This is a genomic window from Vibrio sp. 1S139 (assembly GCF_041439475.1).
In the GTDB taxonomy this organism is placed as follows: Bacteria; Pseudomonadota; Gammaproteobacteria; order Enterobacterales; family Vibrionaceae; genus Vibrio; species Vibrio crassostreae_C.
Genome location: NZ_JBGOOD010000007.1, coordinates 45,417 through 68,535 on the forward strand (window position 1 = coordinate 45,417; position 23,119 = coordinate 68,535).

21 protein-coding genes and 1 riboswitch are annotated in these 23,119 nt (G+C 44.9%); of the genes, 16 read left to right on the forward strand and 5 right to left on the reverse strand.

What is annotated here, in order from left to right:
- Window positions 1–39 precede the first annotated feature (39 nt).
- The 4 genes from yegD to ACED46_RS04235 all read left to right on the forward strand — a co-directional run bounded on the left by yegD (window position 40) and on the right by ACED46_RS04235 (window position 4,683).
- Window positions 40–1,392 (forward strand): molecular chaperone, encoded by a 1,353-nt coding sequence (gene yegD / locus ACED46_RS04220; protein WP_017064846.1) that lies wholly within the window; start codon window positions 40–42, stop codon window positions 1,390–1,392.
- A gap of 489 nt (window positions 1,393–1,881) precedes the next feature.
- Window positions 1,882–2,919 carry a porin gene (locus ACED46_RS04225; RefSeq protein WP_102450112.1) on the forward strand — a complete coding sequence of 346 codons (1,038 nt, stop codon included), beginning with the start codon at window positions 1,882–1,884 and terminating at the stop codon, window positions 2,917–2,919.
- 348 nt (window positions 2,920–3,267) lie between these two features.
- Entirely contained in the window at window positions 3,268–3,900 is a 633-nt protein-coding gene (locus ACED46_RS04230) for a fumarylacetoacetate hydrolase family protein (RefSeq protein WP_371720952.1), read from the forward strand.
- Window positions 3,901–4,050: 150 nt separating this feature from the next.
- A complete protein-coding gene (locus tag ACED46_RS04235; protein ID WP_017061759.1) occupies window positions 4,051–4,683 on the forward strand; it encodes a LysE family translocator in 633 nt (210 codons plus the stop codon).
- 107 nt (window positions 4,684–4,790) lie between these two features.
- Here the strand turns inward: ACED46_RS04235 and ACED46_RS04240 are convergent, their stop codons facing one another.
- On the reverse strand, window positions 4,791–6,497 hold the full coding sequence (locus ACED46_RS04240; RefSeq protein ID WP_371720953.1) for a phospho-sugar mutase: 1,707 nt from the start codon (window positions 6,495–6,497) through the stop codon (window positions 4,791–4,793).
- 454 nt (window positions 6,498–6,951) lie between these two features.
- Here ACED46_RS04240 and coxB point away from each other — a divergent pair, with 454 nt between their 5' ends.
- From coxB to ACED46_RS04260, 4 genes are read left to right on the forward strand one after another with little or no spacing between them, the layout of a single operon-like run.
- Window positions 6,952–8,154 carry a cytochrome c oxidase subunit II gene (gene coxB, locus ACED46_RS04245; RefSeq protein ID WP_371720954.1) on the forward strand — a complete coding sequence of 401 codons (1,203 nt, stop codon included), beginning with the start codon at window positions 6,952–6,954 and terminating at the stop codon, window positions 8,152–8,154.
- Window positions 8,151–9,812: a cytochrome c oxidase subunit I gene (ctaD, locus tag ACED46_RS04250; RefSeq protein ID WP_048612910.1), complete on the forward strand. Its 1,662-nt coding sequence runs from the start codon at window positions 8,151–8,153 to the stop codon at window positions 9,810–9,812. Before coxB ends, ctaD begins: the two co-directional genes overlap by 4 nt.
- 11 nt (window positions 9,813–9,823) lie before the next feature.
- Window positions 9,824–10,453: a cytochrome c oxidase assembly protein gene (locus tag ACED46_RS04255; protein ID WP_371720955.1), complete on the forward strand. Its 630-nt coding sequence runs from the start codon at window positions 9,824–9,826 to the stop codon at window positions 10,451–10,453.
- Window positions 10,454–10,482: 29 nt separating this feature from the next.
- Entirely contained in the window at window positions 10,483–11,367 is an 885-nt protein-coding gene (locus ACED46_RS04260) for a cytochrome c oxidase subunit 3 (protein ID WP_105057991.1), read from the forward strand.
- A 22-nt stretch (window positions 11,368–11,389) separates the two neighbouring features.
- On the opposite strand, the gene ACED46_RS04265 is transcribed toward ACED46_RS04260, so the two are convergent.
- Window positions 11,390–11,620, reverse strand: coding sequence for a DUF2909 family protein (locus tag ACED46_RS04265; RefSeq protein WP_061031236.1), 231 nt, complete (start codon window positions 11,618–11,620; stop codon window positions 11,390–11,392).
- On the opposite strand from ACED46_RS04265, the gene ACED46_RS04270 reads away from it, so the two are divergent.
- From ACED46_RS04270 to cyoE, 4 genes are read left to right on the forward strand one after another with little or no spacing between them, the layout of a single operon-like run.
- Window positions 11,532–12,431 (forward strand): SURF1 family protein, encoded by a 900-nt coding sequence (locus ACED46_RS04270; protein WP_371720956.1) that lies wholly within the window; start codon window positions 11,532–11,534, stop codon window positions 12,429–12,431. The two genes, ACED46_RS04265 and ACED46_RS04270, sit on opposite strands and share 89 nt — an antisense overlap.
- A 59-nt stretch (window positions 12,432–12,490) precedes the next feature.
- Entirely contained in the window at window positions 12,491–13,099 is a 609-nt protein-coding gene (locus tag ACED46_RS04275; protein ID WP_371720957.1) for a hypothetical protein, read from the forward strand.
- 60 nt (window positions 13,100–13,159) lie between these two features.
- Complete coding sequence (locus ACED46_RS04280; protein ID WP_136973807.1) at window positions 13,160–14,215, forward strand: heme A synthase; 1,056 nt, start codon at window positions 13,160–13,162, stop codon at window positions 14,213–14,215.
- On the forward strand, window positions 14,205–15,179 hold the full coding sequence (gene cyoE, locus ACED46_RS04285; RefSeq protein ID WP_017064833.1) for a heme o synthase: 975 nt from the start codon (window positions 14,205–14,207) through the stop codon (window positions 15,177–15,179). Before ACED46_RS04280 ends, cyoE begins: the two co-directional genes overlap by 11 nt.
- 110 nt (window positions 15,180–15,289) lie before the next feature.
- On the opposite strand, the gene gbpA is transcribed toward cyoE, so the two are convergent.
- Window positions 15,290–16,756, reverse strand: a complete 1,467-nt coding sequence (gene gbpA, locus ACED46_RS04290) for an N-acetylglucosamine-binding protein GbpA (protein WP_371720958.1) — start codon at window positions 16,754–16,756, stop codon at window positions 15,290–15,292.
- Between the two features lie 72 nt (window positions 16,757–16,828).
- Window positions 16,829–16,918: riboswitch (cyclic di-GMP riboswitch) on the reverse strand.
- Window positions 16,919–17,241: 323 nt separating this feature from the next.
- Here gbpA and ACED46_RS04295 point away from each other — a divergent pair.
- From ACED46_RS04295 to aroG, 4 genes are all read left to right on the forward strand, one after another.
- Entirely contained in the window at window positions 17,242–17,595 is a 354-nt protein-coding gene (locus ACED46_RS04295) for a hypothetical protein (protein WP_017061749.1), read from the forward strand.
- Between the two features lie 100 nt (window positions 17,596–17,695).
- Window positions 17,696–18,367 carry a DUF3313 domain-containing protein gene (locus tag ACED46_RS04300; protein WP_371720959.1) on the forward strand — a complete coding sequence of 224 codons (672 nt, stop codon included), beginning with the start codon at window positions 17,696–17,698 and terminating at the stop codon, window positions 18,365–18,367.
- 13 nt (window positions 18,368–18,380) lie between these two features.
- Complete coding sequence (locus ACED46_RS04305) at window positions 18,381–18,596, forward strand: DUF3820 family protein (RefSeq protein ID WP_004730103.1); 216 nt, start codon at window positions 18,381–18,383, stop codon at window positions 18,594–18,596.
- A gap of 313 nt (window positions 18,597–18,909) precedes the next feature.
- The gene (gene aroG / locus ACED46_RS04310) at window positions 18,910–19,962 is read left to right on the forward strand and encodes a 3-deoxy-7-phosphoheptulonate synthase AroG (RefSeq protein WP_017061746.1); all 1,053 of its coding nucleotides are present in this window, start codon (window positions 18,910–18,912) and stop codon (window positions 19,960–19,962) included.
- 110 nt (window positions 19,963–20,072) lie between these two features.
- Here the strand turns inward: aroG and ACED46_RS04315 are convergent, their stop codons facing one another.
- Entirely contained in the window at window positions 20,073–21,497 is a 1,425-nt protein-coding gene (locus ACED46_RS04315; RefSeq protein ID WP_017061745.1) for a phosphomannomutase/phosphoglucomutase, read from the reverse strand.
- A 15-nt stretch (window positions 21,498–21,512) separates the two neighbouring features.
- Window positions 21,513–23,048 (reverse strand): mannose-1-phosphate guanylyltransferase/mannose-6-phosphate isomerase, encoded by a 1,536-nt coding sequence (locus ACED46_RS04320; protein ID WP_371720960.1) that lies wholly within the window; start codon window positions 23,046–23,048, stop codon window positions 21,513–21,515.
- Between the last annotated feature and the right edge of the window lie 71 nt (window positions 23,049–23,119).

A 23,119-nucleotide genomic window follows, 5' to 3' on the forward strand; every position in this document is an offset into this window, starting at 1 on the left:
ATGTAGCATCTCGCCCCTTTTGTTGAGTGGGGGGATATTATGTTTATTGGATTTGATTATGGAACAGCGAACTGTTCTGTCGCGGCGATGGTTAATGGAGAGCCAAGCCTGTTACCGCTAGAAGGTAACAACCACTATATTCCCTCAACCGTGTTTGCGCCTACTCGTGAGAGTGTTTCTGAACATCTATTCCGCCACTTGAATATCAAGCCGAGTGATGCGATCGGTGAGCAAGTACTACGACGTGCGATTGCGCTGAACAGAGAAGAGAGTATCGACTTAGTGCCAGAAGACATGGCATTTGGTCAGGCTGCGTTGGACTTATATTTAGAAGACCCTCGCGATGTTTATTATGTTAAGTCCCCTAAATCTTTCCTTGGCGCGAGTGGACTGCATGATGTGCAGGTGAGCTTTTTCGAAGATTTAGTGTGCGCCATGATGGCAAATATCAAGAATCAAGCCGAACTCACGACTCAAGAGCAGATCAAGCAAGCTGTTATCGGCCGACCAATTAACTTCCACGGTCGAGGTGGTGAAGAGGCGAACAGACAAGCTGAAGACATACTGTCTCGCGCAGCTAAGCGTGCCGGTTTCCTTGATATCGCTTTTCAATTTGAGCCCGTAGCCGCAGGCCTTGATTACGAAAGCACATTAACTGAAAACCAAACAGTATTGGTTGTTGATATTGGCGGTGGTACCACCGATTGCTCATTATTAGAAATGGGACCAACGTGGTCTGGTAAAGCGGATCGTACCCAGAGCTTGTTGGCACACAGTGGGCAAAGGGTAGGGGGGAATGACCTCGATATCTATCTTGCATTCAAACAACTGATGTCACCTTTTGGTATGGGCAGCAAAGGCATTTCGGGTATTGATATGCCACTGACTCAATTCTGGAACCCAATTGCGATTAATAATGTTGAAGCTCAAAAGAACTTCTATTCAAGAGAAAACCTAGCGGCATTAAAATTACTTCGTAAAGAAGCGTCAGAGCCTCAAAAGCTAGAACGTTTGATGAAGGTTTATCACGACACTTTGGGTTACGGTATTGTGCGTAGAGCGGAAGAGGCCAAGATTGCGCTGGCAGAATCCCCTCAATATCGTGCTGCGATTAATGTTGCCTCTGAACTGGTCGAGGTAGATATCTCAGTCGAACAGATGGTTGAAGCGATTGAAACACCAAAGTCTAAGATGATTGAGTTGGTTAAAGAAGCGATTCAACAAGGCCAGAAAAAGCCAGACGTAATCTACATGACGGGTGGTTCCGCTCGTTCACCGATACTTCGTGAAGCCGTACAACAAGCTGTGCCGAATGTACCGATTGTGAGTGGTAATTACTTCGGTTCAGTAACTGCAGGTTTAGCTCGTTGGGCTGAGGTTTGCTTCAAATAAGAGTTCAATGATGAGTTATGAAGGGCAACCAGTCGCTGATTGGTTGCCCTTTTTTTGTTTTTCTCTAATGAACTTTCTATTGAACGATTTTTCCTAGCTCATATTGGGATTTGTTTCACAAAGCTAAATATTTCAGCTGAGCTCTACGTGTTACAAAATGTTTCAAAGGCAAAGGCGAGCCTCTCGATGGTCTGATGAGTTACCTTGGGTTTAGATTTTTAATGCTTTTTTAGTGATTATAAAATCAAAAATAATCAAAGTATTTATCTCAAAGAATGAAAGGAGATCCCAGCAATTGTCGTGTTAATCAACTGTTTTAAAAGGTATTTTTGTTTTTATAGTGCGATTTTTTTATTTTATATATTTTAATGCAACTTTCTTGTCATTCGTATATTAGGGTTTGCCTACTTGTTAAATGCAGGTAACAACTTCTCCGTAAGCACGAGGTTGTTAGTGAATAACTCACCCAGTTACATAATGGATATGACAATGAATAAGAAACTTTTAGCGCTAGCAATTTCTGGTGCAGTATTTGGTACACAGGCAGTTGCTGTAGAACTTTACAACGAAGACGGCACAACATTCTCTGTAGGTGGTCACGTATCAGTTGCAGTTGGCGACGTAAACAGTGATGACCGCCTTAATAGCGATGACATCGGTGTTGAGTCTGTATCTCCACGTATCAACTTCGGTGCAACTCACGATCTTGGCAACGGTTTTACTGCTGACGCTAAAGGTGAATGGGCGCTAAACATGCTTGACGGTGGTGATGAGTCATTCACGACTCGTCTTGGCTACGTTGGTCTTTCTCACGACGATTACGGTCGTACAGCAGTAGGTACTCAATGGGCACCTTACTACAACGTTGCTGGCGTAGCAGATATGCCAATCGCATTCGCGAATGACTTCATCTACGAAGATCACGGTAACCTAGGTACTGGTCGTGGTGAAGAGATGGTGAGCTACGGCAATGCTATCGATTTCGGTAACGCAGGTTCTCTAAGCGCAGCTGTTGCATGGCAAGGTCGTAAAGCTGACGGTTTGAATGAATACGGCAACCGTGGTCAAATTGCTTTGAACTACGCTATTGCTGACGTTACTGCAAACTACGCTTACAACACTGGTGATGTTAAGTACGTTGGTGCTGGCTCACAAACTGCTGACTCTCACGTGTTGAGTGCAACTTACGGTTCATACGGCGCTGAAGGTCTTTACCTTGCTGGTGTTTACGCAATGAATAACTACATGAACTCTGGTAACGGCCAGATTCTTGAAGAGTCAGTTGCAGTTGAATTGCTAGCTTCTTACGCATTGTCTAACAGCCTTAACCTAAGCGTTAACTACGAAGCTGTAGAAGATGACAAGATGAGCGAAACAGTATTTGCTACAACTGCTCTACAAGCTGAATACAACTTCACATCTCAGTTCGTAGGCTTTGCTGGTTACCAGTTCGATCTACAAGGTTCTGGCGTGTACAAAGAAAAAGCTGACGACCAGTGGCTACTTGGTGCTCGTTACTACCTATAAGTCGCAGACTTATTTAGCATAGTGTTTACTCCTTAAGTTTACCTTTTAGGATACTGTCCTAGACACCATGCTAAGCCCTCTCAAACCTATGGTTTAAGAGGGCTTCTTTCGTTTTAATGCTCTTCAAATTTAACTGCCTACTTTAGTTTCATTTTCTCTAATTTATGTAAGCCGATGACTCTATTCCTGGTGGGTCGGTCGAGATATACACCGATATTTACCTAAAAGTATTCAAATCAATGAATTGAGCTCAAGATCAGAATTTAGAGATCGGTAATCATCTTGTCGAAGACTCTCATTTTATGATGCGCTAAACTCTGCTCTCTAAAAATAGTTAAGGGATAAACTATGAGCAGCGTTGTAGATCAGAAACAATTGATGAATTCGAGACGAACAGCAACCCCAACAAAAGTACTGTGTGTTGGGCGTAACTATGTCGATCACATTGAAGAACTTAACAATGCGATCCCTGACTCTATGGTGGTTTTCAATAAGCCAAGTACCAGCGTTACGTCATCCCTGTCTTCTTTTCATCAAGAAGCGCTGCACTACGAAGCAGAAATCTGTTTTATTGTTGAAAATGGCCAGTACTCCGCTGTGGGTTTAGGACTAGATCTCACCAAACGTGAATTACAAAGTAGCTTAAAAGCGAAAGGCCTACCTTGGGAGCGCGCCAAGGCGTTTGATGGTTCCGCTGTCTTGAGTCGCTTTGTTCCAATTGATAACTTAGACCTTGCAGACTTAAACCTAGAGTTGTTTATTAACTGTGTTCGTGTTCAGAAAGGACATGTTGAGCAGATGCTTTACTCTCCAAAAACTATCCTAGAAGAGCTGTCTTCTTATACCACCTTACTAGACGGCGATGTTGTGATGACAGGTACGCCAAAAGGTGTTGGGGCCGTACATCGAGGCGATATCTTCCTTGGTCGCCTAAAGTGTGGCGATACGACATTGATTGAGATCGAATGGGTAGCAAGTTAATTAGTCTTTTCTATTTAGTTAATAAATTGGTTTTGTCGCTTAATGTTGGTTTTTAATTCGATTAAATAAACGTCGAACAACTGATTGCATCTGGAAGGGTGTTGGTAATTGATATAAAATCCGCCTCCGTTTTTATCAATGCTGACCCTCATGATCGACTTAACCATTTTACCTGTCTACCTGACTGCCGTTGTTGCACTTCTTCTTTTACCTGGCCCTGATATGTTACTGATTGCGAGTTCAAGCATGAGCTATGGCCGTAAGGTCGGCGTGTTTGCAAGCCTAGGTAATGCGACTTCTGGAATCATTCTGACAGTATTAGCGGCTATGGGTGTATCAGCGTTGATCGCAATGAGCCCAATAGCGCTTAAAGCTCTACATTTGTTAGGCGGCGCGTACTTGTTGAAGATGGGATGGGACTGCCTGCGAACAGAGCAGGGTAATGCGCCGGAGTTAAACGATAATTTTGCTGCAAAAGCCTATTATCAACGAGCGCTGATCAGCAACCTGCTTAACCCTAAAGCCTTGGTATTTTTCGTGATGTTTTTACCTCAGTTTGTATCAACGAATATTGAAGCGACTTCGGGCGAGCAAATGTTAGTGCTTGGTTTGCTACTGAATGTCTTAGGTTTAACGTTCAATTTCTTACTAGTAGCGTTGGTCGGTACGATTGGTAAGTCTCTCGTAGAAAACGCGAAGTTTCGTACCTATCAACAGAAAGTCATGGGCGGAGTTTTCATCGTGTTAGCTATCTGGATGTTGTCTTCTTTCTTTACTTCGTAGGCGAATCAAATCAGACATCTTCTCGTGGTTAGCCGCTGAGACAAAAATGGACGCTACGAGCGTCCATTTTTTATATTTAACCGTTACATGTTGAACGCGCTAAATCGCTATGAATTCAGCTCTTGCTGGTGTTGTTCGATGAGTTTGTCCATGTACTTCTCACCGCGCAGGCGAGTGTCTTCGTAGGTTTCTGTCCCTTCAAATTTTGTCACCGTCTCATAGTAGACCTTAACTTTTGGCTCAGTGCCGGAAGGTCTTACGATAATGCGTGAGCCGTCTTCGAGGTGATAGATGAGTACGTCACTTGCGGGCAGGTTAATCGCCTCAGTATTACCACCAATAACAAAGCGTAAAGACGACTGCAGATCTTCAATCACTGATATAGCGACGCCATTGATTGCTTTAGGTTGTGCAGACCTAAGCTTCGAACCTAACGATGGTGAATCTGGGTCAAGCGCGATACTGCGTTGTGCGTTGGTGTGGACACCATGTTCCAACGATATCTGAGCAAGAAGATCCCAAACTGTTCGGCCTTGAGATTTCAGCTCCTCAACCAGTTGAGCGAAAACAACGATGGCAGACAGTCCATCCTTATCTCGAACCTGAGTACCAATCGTATAGCCTAGCGCTTCTTCATAGGCGAATAAGAACTCATTGCTTTCGTCTTCTAATTGCATGCCGATATTGGCTAACCATTTAAAGCCTGTCAGCGTTTGGAAATAAGTCGCCCCGTGGGATTGAGCTACTTTTTCAAGCAATGTTGAAGATACGATACTGTTACCAACTAACTGGTTTTTGGTATGAGGTTTTGATAACAAGTAATGCGCGAATAGCACACCAACTTGGTCACCTGTTAGCATTTTGTAAGAGCCATCATATGTTCTCACTGCAACCGCAAATCGGTCTGCATCTGGATCGTTGGCACAAGCAATGTCGGCATCGACACTTTTGGCTAGGTTAACCACCAGATCCATCGCGCCTTTTTCTTCCGGATTCGGGAAGTTGATGGTCGGGAAGTTACCATCGGGCTCTCTTTGTTCTGCGACGCTGAATACCTTATGGAAACCAGAATCGTGAAGTAGATCCTCGGCCATTTGTGCGCCGACACCATGCATTGCGGTATAGGTGATAGTGGTGTTCGCCGATTCGATCTCGTCACTCACGTATGGGCTCTGATTTATCGCAGCGCGGTAGGTTTGATAATAGCCTTCAGTTAACCACACCAACTTTCCTTGCGATTCAGCGTCACTTAGGCTCATTAAAGGGAGCGGCTTGGTCGATGCGATATCGATTTCAGCGGCAATACCCGCATCGTGAGGAGGAATGATTTGAGCGCCATTCTCCCAGTACACTTTGAAACCATTGTATTCCGGTGGGTTGTGGCTGGCCGTCACCACAACGGCAGCTGCAGCGTTGAAGTGCTCAATACCAAAGGCAACGATAGGGGTCGCCGCGACGTTCGAGGTTAGATAAACCTTAATGCCTAAAGCCGTGAGTACGGAAGCGGTATCAATCGCGAACTGCTTTGAATCTAAACGGCCGTCATAACCGACGACCACACCGCGAATGGTCGCATTAGCGACATGTTCGATTAAGTAGTGGCCGAGCCCGGTTGCTGTTTCCTGTATGACTAAACGGTTCATTCGATTTGGGCCGCATCCAACTTTGCCTCTAAGTCCTGCCGTTCCGAACTCTAATCGTTGAGTAAAGCGGTCTTCAAGTTCGTCGTGCATTCCCTCATCGATGAGGTGTTGAAGTTCTTCACGAGTTCTTGGATCTGGGTCTCTCGCTAACCAATTCATTGCATCTTGCATAATCACTAAACCTATTAATGTCTGTATGACTTACCGTTGATTTAATTTAAGTGATATTGATTCTCATTTCCATGGAGACAATCGTAAAACTCGATATAAAATAAATTCCAACGGCAAGAGGGCACGTAGATTAAGCCACTTCAAATAATTGACTGTTTAGTAAGTAAACTTACCTTGAATAATTGGATATCACTAACTAGCCTTTTACATAAATATAACAAAATTTAACAAGTTCGCCGTTTTTGAATCTTTCATGGAAACCTCCAACGCTTTTGAACCGTATTAGTTCTTGGGTTTATATGAGGTCAGTAGCCTGCTCACAGGCTAGTTCCATGTGAGTTGTAGATTGAGATTCAGCCTTTTCATGTGTAGCCGGAATAACAATGAATGTTGTCCAGTTCGCAACGACATTTAGGTCGCAAGTATCCAATTAGGAAGGACAAGGAGAGATCTTTTGAAAAGATTACTGGTTAGGCTAGCGTGGCTTTTGAAGAGTTTTGTTGTGCTTTTAGTATCGCCTTTAGTGCACGCTAGCAGTGATTACAACATGACTCAAGGCGTCACTGAGATCAGTGGTAAGGTGTATGAACTTCATATGCTGATCTTCTACATCTGTTGTGCGATTGCCTTTGTTGTTTTTGGTGTGATGTTTTATTCGATTTTGAGGCACAGGAAATCGAAGGGCGCAGTTGCTGCCCATTTTCACGAAAGCACGAAAGTCGAAATTCTTTGGACCATCATCCCTATCATCATTCTCATCGCTATGGCGATACCCGCCACCAAAACCTTAATAGCGATGGAAGATACCTCCCAATCAGATCTGACCGTTAAAATCACCGGGTCACAATGGAAATGGCATTACAGCTATTTTGGTGAAGACGTCGAATTTTTCAGCCTTCTAGCGACCAGTGACAAAGAGATTGAAGGCCTCGAAGTGAAAGGCGCGCATTACCTGCTAGAAGTTGATAAGCCGCTGGTACTGCCTGTTGACCGTAAAGTCCGTTTCTTGATGACTTCCGATGATGTGATTCACTCATGGTGGGTGCCAGCATTCGCCGTTAAGAAAGATACCATTCCGGGCTTTATTAATGAGGCTTGGACTAAGATAGATGAGCCTGGTGTTTACCGAGGGCAGTGTGCAGAGTTGTGTGGTCGTGCCCATGGTTTCATGCCGATCGTGGTGCATGCCATGGAAGAAGATGAGTTTGACGCATGGCTAGCGGAGCAGAAAGAGTTAGCGATAGCCGAACAACAAGCCGCAAAAGATGCATTAGATGCGTCACTTTCCTTGGCGGAGTTGGATACCATCGGTGAAGAGGTTTACAAAACTCGATGTGCGGTTTGTCACCAAGCAAACGGTGAGGGCATTCCTGGAGCATTCCCTGCCATCAAAGGAAGTCCTATTGCCCTTGGTGATGTGGATGTTCATATCGACACAATTGTTTATGGTCGTGGCGGTACGGCGATGCAAGCATTCGATAATCAGTTAACCGAGAAAGAGATCGCAGCGGTAGTAACTTATCAACGAAACGCTTGGGGTAATGATACCGGCGATATTGTTCAGGCCTCAGATATCAACGCTTATAAGGCGAAGCAAGAAGGCAGTTCTGAAAGCTCAACGGATGATGCACAAAATGATGCTAAGGATCAGTTATGAGTTCACCAATCAATAAGCCGGTGAAATCGGCTCCAGCAGAAGATCAAGTACTGAGCCATTCTGTGGAAGGCACCTTGGGCAATAATGATTTGCCTGTTGATGATCACGATTCACATGCGGCACCTAAAGGCTGGGCTCGTTGGCTGTATTCAACCAATCATAAAGACATTGGTACACTTTATTTGTGGTTCAGCTTTGCAATGTTCTTAACGGGCGGCGCCATGGCGATGGTGATCCGTGCGGAGCTGTTCCAACCGGGTTTACAACTTGTTGAGCCAGATTTCTTCAATCAGATGACTACAGTCCATGGTTTAATCATGGTATTTGGTGCCGTAATGCCTGCATTTACGGGTTTGGCTAACTGGATGATTCCGATGATGATCGGTGCACCAGATATGGCACTGCCGAGAATGAACAACCTCAGTTTCTGGATCTTGCCTTTTGCGTTTCTAATCTTAATCGGATCTTTGTTTACAGAAGGGGGCGGCCCGAGCTTTGGTTGGACCTTTTATGCGCCACTCTCGACAACTTATGGGCCAGACAGTACCGCGCTATTCGTATTCTCAGTTCATATTATGGGGATCAGTTCGATCATGGGGGCGATTAACGTGATCGTAACCATAGTGAACATGCGCGCACCGGGCATGACTTGGTTCAAGCTACCGATGTTCGTATGGACTTGGTTAATTACCGCTTTCTTGCTGATAGCCGTGATGCCCGTGCTCGCGGGTGCGGTGACCATGGTACTGACTGACAAATATTTTGGGACTAGTTTCTTTGATGCCGCTGGTGGTGGTGATCCCGTCATGTTCCAGCACATATTCTGGTTCTTTGGGCACCCCGAAGTGTACATCATGATCTTGCCGTCTTTTGGTATTGTCTCAGCCATCATCCCTGCATTCAGTGGTAAGCGCCTGTTTGGTTATCACTCGATGGTTTATGCGACCTGTAGTATCGCACTGTTGTCATTTTTGGTTTGGGCACACCACATGTTCACCACGGGTATGCCAGTATTTGCCGAACTGTTCTTCATGTATTGCACCATGTTGATAGCGGTGCCGACCGGTGTGAAAGTCTTCAACTGGGTGGCGACCATGTGGCGCGGTGCTTTGACCTTTGAAACACCAATGCTGTTTGCGATTGCCTTCATTGTTTTGTTTACGATTGGCGGGTTATCTGGATTGATGCTCGCTATCGTGCCAGCTGATTTCCAATACCACGATACTTATTTTGTTGTGGCTCACTTCCATTATGTTCTGGTAACCGGTGCCGTGTTCTCGATTATGGCTGCTGCCTATTATTGGCTGCCTAAGTGGACCGGACATATGTACGACCACAAGCTCAGCCTGTGGCATTTCTGGACGTCGGTGATTTCAGTTAATGTACTGTTTTTCCCGATGCACTTTTTAGGGTTAGCGGGTATGCCGCGTCGTATTCCTGATTATGCGATTCAGTTTGCTGACGTTAACCAAGTCGTGTCGATTGGTGGTTTTGCGTTTGGGTTGTCTCAGCTAATTTTCTTATGGCTAGCGATTAAGTGCGTAAGAGGGGGAGAGCCTGCGCCAAGTAAGCCTTGGGATAGAGCTGAAGGTCTTGAATGGACAGTACCAAGCCCTGCGCCTCACCACACCTTTACCCATCCGCCGAAAGTGGATTAGAGGGCAGAACCATGAGTGATAAGCAAAGCGATCCCAATCAAGATAAAAAACAACCTAAGCGCCTGTCTAATAAGCGATCGACCAAAAAGCTGACGGGCTACTTGGTGTTGAGCGTGGTTGCGATGTTTTGCTTCGGTTTCGCTTTGGTGCCGCTCTACGATGTCATGTGCGAGGCTTTGGGAATCAACGGCAAAACTAATACGGTGTCTGCGGTACAGCCACGTGGGATGCAGCCAGATTATTCTCGCACGGTTCGTGTGGAGTTTATGTCGCACATCAAACCTGATATGCCCTGGCAGTTCGTTCCTGAAGATCGTGTGTTAGAGGTTCACCCTGGTGAGGTAATTCAAACGAATTACATCGCCAAAAATTTATCAGGAAACTCTCTAGTGGGGCAGGCTGTGCCTTCAGTATCTCCAGGGATGGGGGCGACTTACTTTAATAAGATGGAATGCTTCTGCTTTAACCAACAGCCATTAGAGGGGCATAAAAGCGCTGAAATGGGTTTGATATTTTACATAGAGCCAGATATTCCAGAATCGATTCACACACTGACGCTCTCTTATACGCTATTTAACATTACGAATGAGGTGGCCGGGGAATCAAGTAGTGCCGAGCCTAATGTAATCGCGAGTAACTAGGAACCAGAATCAACAAAAGGAGTTGAGCGATGAGTTCTAAAAAGGAAGTTTATTTCGTTCCACATCAAAGCCATTGGCCATTAGTCGGTGCCGTTGCGCTATTTCTTGTTGCGGTTGGAGCAGGGTTAACCGTGCAAAACATGGGCACTGATGCCGCTGGCGGTGTTTTCGGTAAGGCTGTGTTGTTCGTCGGGTTTGCGGTGTTGCTTTACATGCTTGCGGGTTGGTTTAGCAACGTGATTACAGAATCCTTGAGCGGTCTCTATTCTGAGCAAATATCTCGCTCTTTCAGGCAAGGTATGAGTTGGTTCATCTTTTCTGAAATCATGTTCTTTGGCGCTTTCTTTGGTGCGCTGTTCTACGCTCGGATGATCTCTGTCCCATGGATTGGCGGGGCGGGCAACAATGAAATGACTCATGAAGTGTTGTGGCCAATGTTCCAATCAATGTGGCCGCTGACTACGACACCGGATGGCGTAACAACACAAGCTATGCCATGGCAAGGAATTCCACTCAAAAACACCATTATCCTACTGCTCTCATCTATCACGCTGCATATGGCCCATCTAAGCCTCGAACAAAACAAGCGCATGGCATTAATCGTTTGGTTAGAGATCACCATCGTTCTGGCTGGGTTCTTCCTATTTTTCCAAGTTGAAGAGTATATCCATGCTTATCAAGATATGGGCCTTACCCTTCAATCGGGAATCTATGGCAACACCTTCTTCTTACTGACGGGTTTCCATGGTTTACATGTCTGCTTAGGGACGATCTTTTTAATCGTCCTGTTGGCTAGGGTTGCCAAAGATCATTTTACACCCAAAGACCATTTTGCGTTCCAAGCAGGCAGTTGGTATTGGCATTTTGTTGATGTGGTTTGGTTAGGATTATTCGTGTTTGTATACGTACTTTAGTGAAGCGACAGAGCTAAAGGGCTTAATAAGGACGAGGGTTGGGAGTTATCACTCCTGACCCTAAAGCAAGCAATAGCAGTAACACAGCAACAGCTGACCACATGACTCGACGCCCCAAGAAGTGACTCAGCTTTTTGCCATTGTGTTTGCTAGAAGCGATTTGAATGAGCCCTTTCATTAAGTTGAATGCAATGAAAAACAGCAGGGCAACTAACACAACTTTGAATAACAGGATAAAGGTAGGTGACGCCATAGTGATAACTCCAAACCGTTTGAATCATGATGAACGAACGTTCCGCAGTAAAGGTTTTTGGTTTGCGGTTGCTTTAACTTTGGTTTCAGTCGGCACTTTAATCAAGTTGGGTTTATGGCAGTTAGACAGAGGTAACGAGAAACTACGTTATGAGCAGCAGCTATCGCAGAGAGCTATGCAACCTTCTAAACCACTAGATGCAGTGCTCAATGAATGGCGAGAGGCAAGCGTTGGAACTCAGCAGCCGGTGCCCCCTTCGACCTTAAATGGCTTGAAAGCTGACGTCGAATTAGTGAAATCGAGTGGTTTAATTCTCTTGCTGGACAATCAAATCAATCAAGGAACGGTGGGGTATGTTATTTACATGCTGAGCGAAGTCCAAACTCAAGATGGAAGAAAACAGCTTTTGATCGATCTTGGATTCGTTGCAGCAAGTAATGACAGAAGGGAGCTACCACAAATAGGAAAGATCACGCTACCTATCCAGATGTCTGGGCGATTGTACACTCGTTCAGTGAATCCATTAAGTCAGGAACTTGGGCTAGAAAACACGACGCCGAAAAGGATTCAAAACATCAACATAGAAGCGTTATCACAATACACAGGGCAAGAGGTGTTGCCGTTCATTTTTCAACCTCAGAGCTTGGATTCATGGCCTTATGAAATGTTATGGCGTCCGACGGCGATGAAGTCTGAGAAGCACTTTGGTTACTCATTTCAATGGTTTGTGATGGCTGCGGTATTGCTTTCGCTGATGCTTTTGATTGGGTTTAGATACTTGAAGAAACATAGTCACAGGAATAAGAAGTAAATGCTTGCAACGACATAAACGCGGTTAGCGATCGGCAGCGACTAATACAGGGAATCAAAATGGATAAGCCTCAAACACAAACTAAAAAGGAAAGTATCGATGCTAATCTTGCTGCGTTTAAACAGCGCCGCTCACGTGGTCGACTTGTACTCATCGGATTGATTTTGGTCTTCGCCTTACCTGCCATTATCGCTAAAACTGTATTAGAGCAGAATTGGTACACATCTGGTGTGACAAACAGTGGGGAGTTAGTTGAGCCAAGAGTGACTCTACAAGATTTTGGGCTGACGGCGCCGGTGGAAGGAGAAGGGTGGTTGGTGGGGTATATCGCACCGATGGAGTGCGAAAGCTTGTGTGAACAACAGCTTCATTATTTGAATCAAAGCTACTTAGCGTTAGGGAAAAACAAAGAGCGAGTGACCGCCGTTGTTTTCGTCTCAGAAGGTAACTCGTTGTCGGGTTCGCTCAACAAGCCTGATTTATCTTTGTTAGCTGGTGGTGATCAGTTAAGCACCGAGTTTTCGCCGGCTTCCATTGTCATTATTGACCCGCTAGGACAGTTGGTTATGGAGTACAAAAGCGTGTCGGAACCGTCGCAGTTAGTCGGGCAATCCAAAGGTATGATTCATGATTTAAGAAAGCTACTTAAGCTGTCACGAGTTGGGTAGTTGATGGCGCAAATGCTTGAGCTTAAGCAGCGAAAGGGAATAAGTATAGGGAGATAAGTGATGCAGAATAAAGCCCCTGATTTACTGATGCTTGTGATGAGATTAACTATCTTGTTAACCCTTACCGTGATTGTTCTCGGAGCTTATACACGCCTGTCTGATGCTGGCCTTGGCTGTCCTGACTGGCCGGGTTGTTACGGTAAGATCACCGTTCCGTCTGATGCCCAAGCGGTGAGTCAAGCCAATCTGCAATTTCCAGAGCGAGCTCTTGAAGCAGACAAAGCGTGGATAGAGATGATCCATCGCTACTTTGCAGGAACATTAGGGTTGCTTATCTTTGTCGTTGTAGCTTGGTGTATTAAAAAGAACATCACACCAGTTGGTCTTCCATTACTTATCTCTGCCACTGTGATTTTTCAGGCTTTGCTTGGAATGTGGACGGTGACTCTTAAGTTGATGCCCGTTGTGGTTATGGCGCATTTGATGGGGGGCTTCACGTTGCTGTCACTGTTGTGTCTGCTCTACTGCCGTTTGTCTCAATTCCAAAGCCGTTTTGGCGAGGCTTCTTATTCTCCAACACTTAAATTTTGGGCGTTGTTTGGGTTACTCATTGTGGTTGGGCAGATACTGCTTGGTGGTTGGACATCGTCAAACTATGCCGCTTTGGTGTGTACCCAATTGCCTATTTGTGAAGGTAACTGGATGAGCTACCTCGATTTCAAAAATGCGTTCGATTTTGCTCAACACGGACACGATAACTATGAGTTTGGTGTGTTGGAGTATCCCGCGAGGCTTACCATACATGTCATGCACAGGTTCGGGGCTATTGTGGCGACATTAACGGTGCTGATGGTCGTGTACCAGTTATGGAAGTTTGGCCAAGTGCCTCACCAAAAGCTGAGCATGATTGTCGCAATAGTGTTGTTTACTCAAATCAGCCTTGGGATCAGTAATGTATGGTTTCACCTGCCAATCTCAGTTGCGGTTTTGCATAACCTAGTCGCAGCAATGTTGCTCATCAGCATGGTTGTAACCAATTTTGTGGTGTGGCAACGCAAACCGAGTGAGAGCTTGGTGAAGAACAGTGTATTACAAGGAGGTAATCATGGTCAGTAGAACGTCAACACAGTATGAAGTGGTGGCTCAAGACGCAGCCTTAACTCATAAGATAACAGCCAATAATGACATAACTTTAAGTAACGAAAAGGCTGAAAAAAACAAAGCCACTTGGAAAGTTTATTTAACGCTGACTAAGCCTAAAGTGGTGGCTTTGATGTTGCTGACAGCATTGGTTGGGATGTGTTTGGCCGTGCCGAATGGATTGCCTTTGCAACAAACTTTGTTCGGAATGATTGGGATAGGGTTAATGGCAGGTTCAGCGGCTGCGTTTAACCATTTGATCGATAAAAAGATCGACGGCCAGATGACTCGAACAAATCGACGCCCTTTACCATCCGGTGAGCTGAGTAGTGTGCGTGTGTTTAGCTTTGCAGCAGGTATCGGCTTATTTGGGTTCGCTACGTTAGTGGTGTGGGTCAATCAACTCACGGCTTGGCTAACCTTTGCAAGTTTATTGGGCTATGCGGTCATCTATACCATGTACTTGAAGCGAGCAACGCCGCAAAACATTGTGATAGCAGGGATCGCTGGTGCAATGCCTCCGTTACTGGGCTGGACGGCGGTTACCAATGAACTGCATTCAAATGCTTGGTTGTTGGTGATGATCATCTTTATTTGGACACCTCCTCATTTCTGGGCGTTGGCAATTCATCGTCGTGATGAGTATGCCAAAGTGAATATCCCCATGCTGCCTGTGACCCACGGAATCGAATACACCAAGACTTCTATTTTGCTCTATACCTTGCTGCTAAGCATCGTATGTATATTGCCTGTATTGGTTGGCATGAGCAGCTGGATATATCTGAGCGCTTCATTGGTGCTCAACGGCGGGTTTGTTTATCACGCTTGGGTACTGAAATATCGTGATGAACCCAATATGGCCATGAAGACCTTTAAGTTCTCCATCTATCATCTCATGATCTTGTTTGTGGCTCTGTTGGCAGACCACTATCTACTTTGATAACCGCATTTCTGCTGTTGCTGAATAAGAAAACGGATGCTCTGGGCATCCGCTTTTGTTTGGCTAATTACACAAGCTCACATACTTGAAAATAAGTAACTCGCTAACAATTAGTCCACTTTGTTCCAAGCATCTTGCCAGTGTGAACCTACACCTGGTTCGTACTGAGTTGCTGTTGGAGCCCATTGAACACAGTAACCTGAGTATGGGAACTCTTTACACTGATAAACACCACCATCGCTGCTCAGAACCTTTGTTCCTGCAGTGTAAGATTCAATGCTTTCTGGGAACACAAAGTCGTAATCGCCCGCTGGTGGCGGCGTTTGCTCGTCCATTAGATGAAAATCAAGCGTGTTCTGATCCACTAAGTTACCTTGGTCATCTTTCGTCACAACCACAAGCATGTGGTGGCCAGCTTCAGACTTAGAAAGAGTCAGTTGAACATCTTCAACTTGTCCGTCTGTTAGATCCGATTTCTGAGATGCAAGTGCTTCACGGTGATGGTTGTACACGGTAAGCTCAGCTTGGATATCGCCTGTTGCCGCTAACGTAAGATCAAGCTGAGTAGGTTGGCTCTCATCGATAATGTACTCTGATTCTAAGCCCGAGACTTCAAGATCATGCTCGGGTTCTGGAGTATCAATCTTGTAGCCGATTTCGACACTGTTAAAGCCAGAGCCTGCTTTTAGATAAACAGGATTCGTGCCGTAAACGGGTGCGAAATCGCCTTGGTCATTCAATTGACCTGCTTTGATTTGCGTCTGCTCTTGGTTGATCTTAGAAGCAAGCGCGTAAGACCAGTTATTGGCTTTGCCTTGTTCAGAAGTTTCAATCACAAGCTCAGTGCTGTATGAAGCGTTCTCACCAGACTGGTCGAATACACGCGTATAAACAGCGTCACCAACATTCAGGTCTTGTGTCGGGTTGATTTGACCACCTTGATCCCAATCAGGAATGATAGGGCCGTCACCATCAAATTTCACGTCGATAACGTTGTAGAAAGCCGCTGCAGTGTCACCTACATCCCATACGGCAAGGATCACTTGATAACCTTCACGCTCTGGCACATTACACAAGTGACTGACTTGCATCGGTGGCTGTTCCATATTGCCTTCAACAACACAGAATGGCGTTAAGTCAAAAGAGCTGCGAGCCAACGGCTGGTTTGGATTCCAGTCGGGTTGAGTAATGTAATATTTCCAATCGCGAGCCTTGTGGTTAGCTGTGAATGTCCACTCGAAGTATTGAGAACCAGACTTGATAGGGCGTTTAACCCAGCGGTCTGCCTTTTGTTCGTCTAGTGCTGCTGCTAAAGAAGATTGCGCACTGGCGATTTTCCCATCAGCAGGGCCAACTTCTGGGAAGCCTTCAGGGCCTTCTACACTTTGTGGTTCGTATTGGATACCACCACAGTTGGTGTTTTTCTCTTGCGTATCACTCGCAGGGAACTTACATAGGGCAACACGGCTCTCAGCTACGCCATTGTTGTATGCCGAGACATAACCGTGACCGAAGCTTGCACCGCTTACGCTAAGAAGCGATAGCGCGATGAGTGATTTTTTTTGGAGTTGTTTCATTATTTGTCCTTACTGTATTTGGCCGACAAAAAAGAGAACACACCGGCATGCATTTACACTTAAATTCTATTAAGTGGCGGCCCCGCTATCATAGACAGAATATTTGTCGACAGACCGGTGGCTTTGCGTCCTATTCTTTCAAATAGTTTGCCAGAAGTGCGTTTGAGCAATCGAAATGTAGCCAACCAGTTTTATAAATGCGAATCAATCGATTGAAATGTGGAATGCCAATCTCGAACTTTTAATTCTTGATACAAATTAACTTGCTATATGTTTAGTTCGTTAACGTATAAATTATTGATATAAATAAAGAAAGAATTTGCTCTAATCGTTTTAGTGAATGAATTTGGGTTGTTTCGCTTCGCTCTGTACAACAATTGTGCGCATATCAAAACCAAACCTTTGGTTTCCACTAACCGAACCCTGATACGCCATGTATGAAAAACCGGACAATTGATTGGTATGAATTATATAAAGGAGCCGGTATGGAGTTCACAGAACTAGACAGAGACGCGTTGTATCAAACGTGGATGTCACAAAAATCGAGAATGCGAATTACGCAGATGGAGTTTTCAAAAAAGCTAGGCATGAACCAGCTTGATTTCTCAAGAGTGCTAAGAGGGGAGACGCCATTAACGATGTCTTTCATTAGTCACTTTTGTCGTTTACTTCATTTGGAACCAAGGAATGTATTCCCCTCGCTGAAAGAGGGCAATGAGTCTGGGCCTAAAGTGGTCTACCTGAAAAGTAGAATGAGTGTTGATGGTGAGATCCAAAATGCTTATATCGAAGGAAATCAGGTAATTGTAGAGTACGCACACACTGTTCAACATGATTAATTTTAGAGTTAGCTCTGATTTTTACCCCTCTTTTTCTACAACCTTTTCACATAGGGTATGTCATACTTAGTTAGATTCCTTAATTTTAGCTAAGTGCGGTATGAACTCTTTAAAAGTCCTTTTGCTTGTTGCAACCAGCATTTTCTTGTTTGGTTGTGCAGGCGGCCCAATTAGAACCGCTACTAAATTTACCAGCTACGAAGATTTTCAGGCTGGGCCTGACGGAGGCGTCGACTTGGTTTGGGCAAGGGTTGGGCTACGTGACGCGCAGCGTTTGAAATCCAAGTTAGATGACTACGATTCTGTAGTGATCGACCAAATTTTTGTTTTAGCAGAAGAAGGTTCGTTGGATCAGGAAGAGATTCAGGAACTCACTGAGCACATGGTTGCGCGCTTGGAAGATAAAATATCGCCTCATAAAACGATTGTCGATGAACCGACAGGAAAAACGCTCCGCTTGAGTATCGCTCTGAGTAACGTTGAAACGCCCAATCCGCTCTTAGCTGTAACGAGCAGCGTTCTGCCGTTTGGCCTTGCGATGTCAACCATATCTAAGGTCACGACTGGTGAGCACACCAATGTTGGGAGTGCGAGTGTAGAGTTATTGGTCAGTGATGCTCAAGAGGGCACACCACTGTTTGCAGCCATCGACCGTGAAGCGGGTAACAAAGATTTTTCAACCATGATTGATTCGCTGGATGATGCCAAAGACGCGATCAACTATTGGGTTGAACGTTTAGGTGATACTCTACACAACATAGATGACACATAGTAAAGACCGAATAATGCTAGAGAAAGAGAACCTGATTAAGTTGGCTCGAATGCAGATGCCATTTGGAAAGTACGCGGGTCGTACACTGATTGACTTACCTGAAGAATATTTGCTGTGGTTTGATAAAAAGGGATTCCCGTCTGGTGAACTCGGCGATTTATTGAAACTGTGCCTTGCTCTGAAAATTGAAGGGCTTGATAGTGTCGTCAAGCCATTGAAAAGAATGTAATTAAATAAAAGCTCACGCTGATCACGTGAGCTTTTTTGTTTTTGAGTTCGACACAATTTTACATGCATGATGTAGCTTGAAGAATGGCTCTTCTTACCTTGCTATAAAATACGCAATCGATAGCGTGTAAATAATGGTATACAGGGTGTTTTAAATATAAAACACAAAAAAAATTGCGTTTATTTTTAATTAGTGATTGAAACTAGAGTTTTTACTAGTTAAGTTACAGGGAACAAGAAGATTAGTGCTGATAGAAAGTGACGTGAGACAACGTACATTCAGCTCAAGGATAGAAAAAAGGAAGAAGTAAGCAATGTTCCAGACTGATGATGTAAGAATTAACAAAGTAAAAGAGTTATTACCCCCTGTTGCTGTTTTAGAAAAGTTTCCAGCGACAGAAGTTGCTTCTTCTACAACCTTTGAAAGCCGCAAAGCGATCCACAATATTTTAGAAGAGAGCGATGATCGCTTGCTTGTTATTGTCGGCCCATGTTCTATTCATGACACAGAAGCTGCTCTTGAGTACGGTAAACGTTTGAAAGTGTTGCGCGACGAACTTGGTGATAACCTTGAAATCGTAATGCGTGTTTACTTTGAAAAACCACGTACAACTGTTGGTTGGAAAGGTCTAATAAATGACCCGTACATGAACGATACGTTCAAGCTAAATGATGGCCTTCGTCTAGGACGTAAGCTACTGCTGGACCTAACTGACATGGGCATGCCAACGGCAAGCGAATTCCTAGACATGATCACGCCTCAATACGTTGCTGACCTAATCAGCTGGGGTGCAATCGGCGCACGTACTACAGAATCTCAAGTTCACCGCGAACTGGCTTCTGGCCTATCTTGCCCAGTTGGATTTAAGAATGGTACTGATGGCAACATCAAGATTGCAACAGATGCTATTCGCTCTGCTAGCGCTTCTCACCACTTCTTATCAGTAACTAAGTACGGTCACTCAGCTATCGTTGAAACAGCAGGTAACCCTGATTGTCATATCATCCTACGTGGTGGCAAAGAGCCAAATTACAGCGCAGAACACGTTGGTAAGATTAAAGAAGAGCTAGCAGCTTCTGGTCTTCCACAAAAAGTGATGATCGATTTCAGCCACGCAAACAGCTCTAAGCAGTTTAAGCGTCAAATGAACGTATCTGATGACGTAAGCGCACAAATTTCTGGTGGCGACAAAGCTATCTTTGGTGTGATGATTGAATCTCATCTTGTTGAAGGTCGCCAAGACCTGGTTGAGGGCAAAGCTGCAACGTACGGCCAATCTGTTACTGATGCGTGTATTGGTTGGGAAGACACTGAAACAGTACTTCGCCAGCTGGCAGACGCTGTTGAAGCTCGTCGTAACAAATAGACTAATTACAGTCAGCGATTAAGCTACTGAAAATTCAAAGCCCTTAGTTAGCAACAGCTAATAAGGGCTTTTTTGTGGATCTTAGTTGAAAACTGGAAGTGTCTGTATTCTTAAATGAGAAAAGACAGTAACTCGTCGACTTTAAGTGACAGTAAAGCTTTATCTTGTTTGGTTTCAACGTTAAGGCGTATTAATGGCTCGGTATTGGACTTTCTTAAGTTGAAGCGCCATGAGCCCATATTCATGCTGATTCCGTCTGTGTGATCGATCTCAACGGCATTATCTTGGTAGTGCGATAACACGCAAGCCATGACCTGCTCTGGGTCTGAGACTCTTCGATTGATCTCCCCGGAAGAGGGGAATCTATCTATACTAGTACTCGTTAATTGGTGAAGAGATTGTTGAGTTTTCGACATCAGCTCGATAACCAATAGCCAAGGAATCATGCCTGAATCGCAATATCCAAAATCACGAAAATAATGGTGTGCGCTCATTTCGCCCCCATAGACGGCATTCGTTTCACGCATCTTCTCTTTGATCAGTGCGTGTCCTGCTTTAATTCCAATCGCTTTTCCACCATGCGTTTTTGCGATTTCAATTGTGTTCCAGGTCATGCGCATATCGTGCAATACAGTCGTGTTAGGCTGTTTGACCAAGAATGCTTCAGCAAGCAACCCTACAATGTAATAACCCTCGATGTAATCGCCTTGCTCATCAAAGAAAAAGCATCGGTCGAAGTCTCCATCCCAAGCAATTCCAAGGTTGGCAGAATGCTCTAAAACGGCATCTCGAGTGGCTGCTTGGTTCTCTCTAATCAAAGGGTTTGGAATACCATTTGGGAAGTTTCCATCAGGGTTATGATGAACTTTGATGAAGGTGATAGGGACACCGAGTTCGTTAAATTTATTATCTAAAGCATCAATGATATGTCCTGCAACACCGTTCCCAGCATTAACCACAATCTTCATCGGTGACAGCTTTGATGGGGTTATGTACGAGAGTAGGTGCTCGACGTACGGAGCAAGAATACTGTTCGATCTACTAGAGTTACTTGGTTGTGCATGAACGAACGGTAAATTGCAGTTCAGCTCTTGATTAAGTTCTTCAATGCGTCGTTTGATTTCATCTAAACCACTGTTTTTACTGATAGGGCTAGCGTCTACACCGACCATTTTCATGCCGTTGTAATTGATTGGGTTGTGGCTGGCTGTGATTTGTATTCCGCCAATCGCTTTTAGGTAACGAGTCGCAAAGTAGACCTCTTCAGTGCCAGTCATACCTAGATCAATGACGGTAATCCCTGACTCGATTAAGCCTTTGGTCATGGCTTCTTGTAATGACAGGGAGGTTTTGCGGTTATCACGACCAATCACTACCTGCGCCAAACCATCGAGTGAGGTTTCAGGCTTAGCGGATAGGACGTATTCGCCAAATGCCTTACCGAGCAGGTAGGCGAGTGGCTCATTGATTTGTTTACCAATGACGCCGCGGATATCGTTGTTCTTAAAGCAGTTTAGGTCTAATGTTGGTTTCATCGATTTGTCGCTGCTTTATTTCGTTTGGTTGTGCTTTGATGAGTGGACTTGTTGCTTGCGCACGTCTCGCCTATAACTGTCTTGATATCGAATGATGTCGCCTTCACTTAAATGACTGCCTGTTTGTACTTCAATCATCTCGAGTGGGAGATCCCCTGGGTTCTCTAGGCTGTGAATATGACCTAAAGGGATGTAAGTGGATTGATCTTCTTCAACCAGATAGGTTTTCTCATTGTTGGTCACTTTCGCAGTACCCGCCACGACTACCCAATGTTCCGCTCTATGGTGGTGCATTTGTAACGACAACTTGTGACCGGGTTTAACGGTGATACGTTTAACTTTGTCGCGCTTGCCTAGGTCGATAACATCGTATTTACCCCAAGGTCTAAACACCTCACGATGATGCACATGTTCTGTGCGACCCGCTTGATTTAGTTGACTGACAATCGATTTAACACCCTGAACCTTGTCTTTATTTGCAACCAATATAGCGTCTTTGGTTTCGACAATAATCAGGTTGTCGACACCTACCGTCGCAACCAGCTTATTTTCAGCATGGATGTAGTTGTGTTGAGAGTCGACGGTTAACACATCACCTTCAATGACGTTATTGTGCTGATCTTTTTCGCTTACATCCCAGATCGCGGACCATGAGCCAATATCGTTCCAGCCGACATCCATCGGGATCACCGCGGCGTGCGAGGTCTTTTCCATCACGGCGTAATCGATTGAATCACTTGGACTGCTTTTGAATGCTTCAGCGTCTATACGGATAAAGTCGAGGTCGGTATTTTGCGTTGCAAGAGCGAGTTTACAAGCCGCTACTATCTCAGGGTGGTGTTCGGCGAGTTCTTCAACATACCGTGATGCCTTAAACATGAACATGCCACTGTTCCATAAGTATTGTCCTGAGCGGATGTACTCTTCTGCTGTTGCTGTGTCCGGCTTTTCTACAAAGCATTCTATGGCGAAGGCGTGATTGATTGGCTGCTCTGTTCCATTAGTATCAGTTTGAGCACTGGAGGAAAGAGGCTCTCCCTGCTTGATATAGCCATAGCCAGTCTCTGGGGAGCTAGGTGTTATACCGAATGTCACCAGCTTGCCTTGTTTTGCATAATCAACACCACGACTAATCGCTTGTTGGAATTCAGAGGTTTTCGCGATGTGATGATCAGCAGCCAGCACTAACAAGATAGGGTCGGATGTGCTTTGTTCATTAAGCGGTGGTTTACTTAAAGCCTTTAGGGCGGCAAGCGCAATGGCTGGGGCTGTATTTCTACCGACTGGCTCTAGCAGAATACCACTATGTTGAATGTTAGCTGATCGAGCTTGTTCAGCGGCAATAAAGCGATGCTCTTCATTACAGATAATGAATGGGGCATCGCATTTACTATCCATCAAGTGCTCTTCAAGGCCTTGCAGGCGTTGAAGTGTGTGCTGAAGCATTGACTGGTCGCCGGCAATATTGAGAAATTGCTTAGGGTAAAGCTCGCGAGACAGTGGCCAGAGACGACTTCCGGAGCCGCCGGCTAGAATGACAGGTAAAATCATAGCGTGGTAATTAGGTGCATTAGAATACTGCCATCATATTACCACGCTTCACGCTTATTACTTATCGATAA

Excerpts from the sequence above, each read along its gene's own strand:
- ACED46_RS04260 (WP_105057991.1), top strand. The coding sequence starts at position 10,483 with ATGAGTTCTAAAAAGGAAGTTTATTTCGTTCCACATCAAAGCCATTGG.
- ACED46_RS04295 (WP_017061749.1), top strand. The coding sequence starts at position 17,242 with ATGGAGTTCACAGAACTAGACAGAGACGCGTTGTATCAAACGTGGATG.
- ACED46_RS04280 (WP_136973807.1), top strand. The coding sequence starts at position 13,160 with ATGCAGAATAAAGCCCCTGATTTACTGATGCTTGTGATGAGATTAACT.
- ACED46_RS04305 (WP_004730103.1), top strand. The coding sequence starts at position 18,381 with ATGCTAGAGAAAGAGAACCTGATTAAGTTGGCTCGAATGCAGATGCCA.
- ACED46_RS04270 (WP_371720956.1), top strand. The coding sequence starts at position 11,532 with ATGAGCCCTTTCATTAAGTTGAATGCAATGAAAAACAGCAGGGCAACT.
- ACED46_RS04255 (WP_371720955.1), top strand. The coding sequence starts at position 9,824 with ATGAGTGATAAGCAAAGCGATCCCAATCAAGATAAAAAACAACCTAAG.
- ACED46_RS04275 (WP_371720957.1), top strand. The coding sequence starts at position 12,491 with ATGGATAAGCCTCAAACACAAACTAAAAAGGAAAGTATCGATGCTAAT.
- gbpA (WP_371720958.1), bottom strand. The coding sequence starts at position 16,756 with ATGAAACAACTCCAAAAAAAATCACTCATCGCGCTATCGCTTCTTAGC.
- ACED46_RS04300 (WP_371720959.1), top strand. The coding sequence starts at position 17,696 with ATGAACTCTTTAAAAGTCCTTTTGCTTGTTGCAACCAGCATTTTCTTG.
- ACED46_RS04315 (WP_017061745.1), bottom strand. The coding sequence starts at position 21,497 with ATGAAACCAACATTAGACCTAAACTGCTTTAAGAACAACGATATCCGC.
- ACED46_RS04225 (WP_102450112.1), top strand. The coding sequence starts at position 1,882 with ATGAATAAGAAACTTTTAGCGCTAGCAATTTCTGGTGCAGTATTTGGT.
- aroG (WP_017061746.1), top strand. The coding sequence starts at position 18,910 with ATGTTCCAGACTGATGATGTAAGAATTAACAAAGTAAAAGAGTTATTA.
- ACED46_RS04235 (WP_017061759.1), top strand. The coding sequence starts at position 4,051 with ATGATCGACTTAACCATTTTACCTGTCTACCTGACTGCCGTTGTTGCA.
- ACED46_RS04320 (WP_371720960.1), bottom strand. The coding sequence starts at position 23,048 with ATGATTTTACCTGTCATTCTAGCCGGCGGCTCCGGAAGTCGTCTCTGG.
- ACED46_RS04230 (WP_371720952.1), top strand. The coding sequence starts at position 3,268 with ATGAGCAGCGTTGTAGATCAGAAACAATTGATGAATTCGAGACGAACA.
- yegD (WP_017064846.1), top strand. The coding sequence starts at position 40 with ATGTTTATTGGATTTGATTATGGAACAGCGAACTGTTCTGTCGCGGCG.
- cyoE (WP_017064833.1), top strand. The coding sequence starts at position 14,205 with ATGGTCAGTAGAACGTCAACACAGTATGAAGTGGTGGCTCAAGACGCA.
- ctaD (WP_048612910.1), top strand. The coding sequence starts at position 8,151 with ATGAGTTCACCAATCAATAAGCCGGTGAAATCGGCTCCAGCAGAAGAT.
- ACED46_RS04240 (WP_371720953.1), bottom strand. The coding sequence starts at position 6,497 with ATGCAAGATGCAATGAATTGGTTAGCGAGAGACCCAGATCCAAGAACT.
- ACED46_RS04265 (WP_061031236.1), bottom strand. The coding sequence starts at position 11,620 with ATGGCGTCACCTACCTTTATCCTGTTATTCAAAGTTGTGTTAGTTGCC.